Annotated in this window: 3 protein-coding genes; all 3 read right to left on the bottom strand. The window is 58.6% G+C overall.

Translation table 11 applies throughout. The features are described from left to right. Nucleotides 1-460 precede the first annotated feature (460 nt). Nucleotides 461-1,618: a TlpA disulfide reductase family protein gene (locus tag EN879_RS27575; protein WP_063170386.1), complete on the bottom strand. Its 1,158-nt coding sequence runs from the start codon at nucleotides 1,616-1,618 to the stop codon at nucleotides 461-463. A gap of 599 nt (nucleotides 1,619-2,217) precedes the next feature. After that, entirely contained in the window at nucleotides 2,218-3,231 is a 1,014-nt protein-coding gene (locus EN879_RS27570) for a 1-aminocyclopropane-1-carboxylate deaminase (protein ID WP_024505903.1), read from the bottom strand. Nucleotides 3,232-3,467: 236 nt separating this feature from the next. Beyond that, on the bottom strand, nucleotides 3,468-3,693 hold a 226-nt coding region (locus EN879_RS27565; protein ID WP_245466062.1), incomplete at its 5' end, for an exopolysaccharide production repressor protein.

The following is a 3,693-nucleotide window of genomic DNA, read 5'->3' as shown; positions in this document are numbered from 1 at the left end:
CCGAATGGCCTTCCCATAAGCCGAAGGAATCCTGAGTACGAATGAGCCGCAGGAGGCATTTGACGAACGGGGAAGCAAGGGCCTCGTCGTCATTGTTGACAGCAGGGCCAACCGGAGGAATTTCGTTGTTCGTCATTTCAGTCTTCGTCTTCGAGGTACGATTTCCTTTTCCTGCGATGCCCACTCCGGGTCCGCTTGCGTGGCCGACGAATGGCTTGGGCGGGCCAACCCCAAGAGTGCCCCGTGGCCGACCTCGACATGTCCACGAGTGCGAGACCTGCGGCGCGAATTCGCGGCGCACATCGTCTGCGCCGCGATCCGACCGGTGGTCAACGCAATTGAAATCCAACCTTCCGCAAGCCGCCGCCCTGCTGCATCGACATACTTGCTGCGAAGAGAGCTTCGATGGGCGGATTGGCCAGTGTTCAATTCCAATTGTCAGTCCCTTCGCGATTCTTGCTCAGGAAGTGACTTCGTTTTGAGTTTCGGGTGCCTTCTTTTGCGGAGCCACACAAAGATCCGCGTGACAGGCAGGCTCACCCGTGTAGTTGGCCAGTGCTTCGAGCAATGGGGTAAGATAGTACTGTTTGGTGTGGTCCGGAATTGGCCCCAGCCGGTCCACCGATTTCAGTGCCACCTCGATCAACTCGATTGCGCGATCTTTGTTGCCGCTCTCGTAATAATACTGAGCTACCGGGAGGTACCGGAGGTATTTAAACGGGCCATCGCCGTTCGGGGGATTGAGTGCCAGTATCTGTTCCGAGAGCTCGTTGCCCATCGCAAAGCGCTCCGCGCGCGGAAGATGGGAATTGTCCATCGTGGGATCGAAGAGTTGGTTGAGGGCCAAGGCCATCCACGACACCGCGTCGGACGTTTTGTCGATCGCGTCCTCGACCAATTCTCGCATGACCGGCATGCCGGTCTTGATGTCGCGCAGCTTGTGAAGCAGAAGATCCGCATGAATCTGCCGGAACTCACAAGAGTCTGGCATCAAGGCGAGGCCTTCTTCGATGGCCAAGAGCGCCGCCGTCCAATCCTCGGCCTGCATCGCCGGCTCAAGTTTGGCGTATATCGGCCCGGTAAGCGACATTTCGCGCGCTGCAAGTTGGTTATGCGCGATGCGCTTTGCATCGGCGGCTTTCGCTTCATAGCTGCTGCGCCAGCTGCCGTTAAGGACTTTCGGCAAAACGTCATCGAGTTCCGCCGGGTGGCCGATAAAAGCGATGTGGCCGTCGCGGTCGACCACGAACGAGGTGGGAATCCCAATCGAAGAGCTGGGATCCATCCAGAGCTTGTTCATTTCGCCAATGTAATCGAACCCGATACGATAATTCAGATTCGGGAACTCCTCGGTCAGCCAGGCATCCACGTTGGTCCGCGCCTCGTCTGCGGTAGGACCCTGTTCGCAGGCGGCAACTCCGACCGCCTCAAATCCGCTGCCTTCATATTTCTCCTGCAGTTCGATCAAATGGGGCATGGCGTCGACACATGGTCCGCACCAAGTCGCCCAAAACTCAACGAGGTAGACCTTGCCGGGCCGAAAGTTCGTGAGGGGCTCGCCACGCAGCCAGTTCTCCACTTTGATCGCAGGAGCCGGGGACCCCATACGCAGTTCCATCTTGGTGTCCAAAGTCATTCCACACCTTTCGTCTCTTTTGTCGCGGAATATTTTCCAGTCAAAATCGGACACGGTCTCGAGGGCATCGCTCCCTCTGGCTTGCTTCAGCGAAGCTCTCACCGTGTTGCCGCACATCAAGCTGCAACGGAGGTGCCAATTCCCTCAGCTCCGGTAAGCGGCGGGAAATGCTTTGAAATTCTCCACGAGGCCAAATGCGGCCGATTGTCGTGAACCCGACATGTCTTCTGCCGCTGTCGGGTTTCGCCCTATCACTCTTGAGAGCTTGGACGGCTCGCCTGTGATTAGACTGGCCTCGGCCCTCGAGCAGTGGCAGTTTGGCGCCAGTTCGAAAGCGCGAACTCGCCGGCTTGGTCCTCGTGCCGCCACCGCCGCGTGTGGATTCTTGCCCCGGAGTCAAAATTCGCCTCGCGGTTGCCAACGGCGGCATGCGCTCAATGCGCGTGGCGTTGAGCACCGACAGCACGTAATGGTACCAATTAGTGGATGCCCGTCGCTGCCTCCACTTCTCCAGCCAAGCGCTCGAACGACGCTACCTACCCACGTTCGAGCGCGACCGCGGAATCGCAGACTGCCGAACGTCAGCCGTTGCGAAAGGTGTAGCCGTACCCGTTGATCGCCGGTGCGCCGCCTAGATGTGCGTAGAGGACCCTCGATCCCTGTGGAAAGAAGCCCCTCTGGACGAGGTCGATCATCCCTTGCATCGATTTGCCCTCGTAAACGGGGTCCGTAATCATGCCCTCGAGCCGCGCGCACAAACGGATTGCCTCTTTGGTTTCCTCCGATGGAACGCCATAACCCGGGTACGCGTAGTCCATGAACAACACCACGTCTGCCTCGACAATTTCCGCTCCGAGGTGGACGAGCTTCGCTGTATTTTGGGCGATGCCAAGCACCTGCGCCTTGGTCTTGGCGGGCATGGCGGAGGCATCGATACCGATCACGTTGCGCTGTCGACCATCCTTGGCGAACCCGACGAGCATGCCGCCGTGGGTTGAACCAGTCACCGTACAGACGACGATATAGTCGAAGGCAAACCCAAGCTGCTCTTCCTGGGCACGCACCTCCTCAGCGAACCCCACATAGCCCAGGCCGCCGTATTTGTGGACAGAGGCGCCGGCAGGTATCGCATATGGCCTGCCGCCCCTTGCCTTGACTTCATAAAGTGCCTTTTCCCAGCTGCGGCGGATGCCGATGTCAAAGCCCTCGTCAACCAGGCGCACCTCTGCCCCCATGATGCGGCTCAAGAGGATATTGCCGACCCGGTCGTAGACAGCATCATCATGTGGGACCCAGCTCTCCTGGACCAGGAGGCATTTCATGCCGATCTTGGCGGCGACCGCAGCGACCATGCGCGTATGGTTGGACTGCACGCCACCGATTGTGACGAGCGTATCGGCATCTGACGCGATCGCGTCGGGCACAATGTATTCGAGCTTGCGCAGCTTGTTTCCGCCGAACGCGAGACCGGAGTTGCAGTCCTCGCGTTTGACGTAGATTTCCACCTTGTCGCCCAGATGCTTGCCGAGGCGGTCGAGCCTCTCGATCGGCGTGGGTCCAAAGGTGAGCGGATAACGTTCGAATTTTTCCAGCATGCTATCTCCAGCAAAAAAGTACCTGAACCTGCTACGCACCGGTCAGCCCAGGGGTATGGTCGCGTGTTAGCCGAACACAGATTCCCTATACGATCAGCTCAGTCATCAGAGGGTGACCAAAATTGGTGTGGGTCTGAGCACTGATCCTGTCATCCGCGCATCAAAGCAGCAGCACATGCTGGGCATTCGACCAAGCCGGGACACAGCTGAAAATTGCATTCCGCAGTTGATCAGAGTCAGACGACTGGTACCCGAGCTTTCCTGTAACCATCGGCATGCTGGCCCCTGTGGCGAGTTCCACGAGCGCGGCTAGAGGACTGCCAGATCAGAAAGAGCACGCGGCCGAAGTAGCCGGCCTGAAGCAGCAGCGAACAGGCCAGCGTCGTGACGACTGCCACACGGAGCGAATCCAAAGCGAAGTAAACCATCGACGCATTGCTGCACAGGACCAGCCCCACGAGC

The sequence above is a fragment of the Mesorhizobium sp. M7A.F.Ca.AU.002.02.1.1 genome, from assembly GCF_003998535.1.
GTDB lineage: Bacteria > Pseudomonadota > Alphaproteobacteria > Rhizobiales > Rhizobiaceae > Mesorhizobium > Mesorhizobium ciceri.
This window is presented reverse-complemented; position numbering and strand designations above follow the sequence as displayed.

What these genes read in the sequence shown, in the direction of transcription:
- EN879_RS27575 (WP_063170386.1), bottom strand. Translation starts at nt 1,618, where the DNA reads ATGGAACTGCGTATGGGGTCCCCGGCTCCTGCGATCAAAGTGGAGAAC.
- EN879_RS27570 (WP_024505903.1), bottom strand. Translation starts at nt 3,231, where the DNA reads ATGCTGGAAAAATTCGAACGTTATCCGCTCACCTTTGGACCCACGCCG.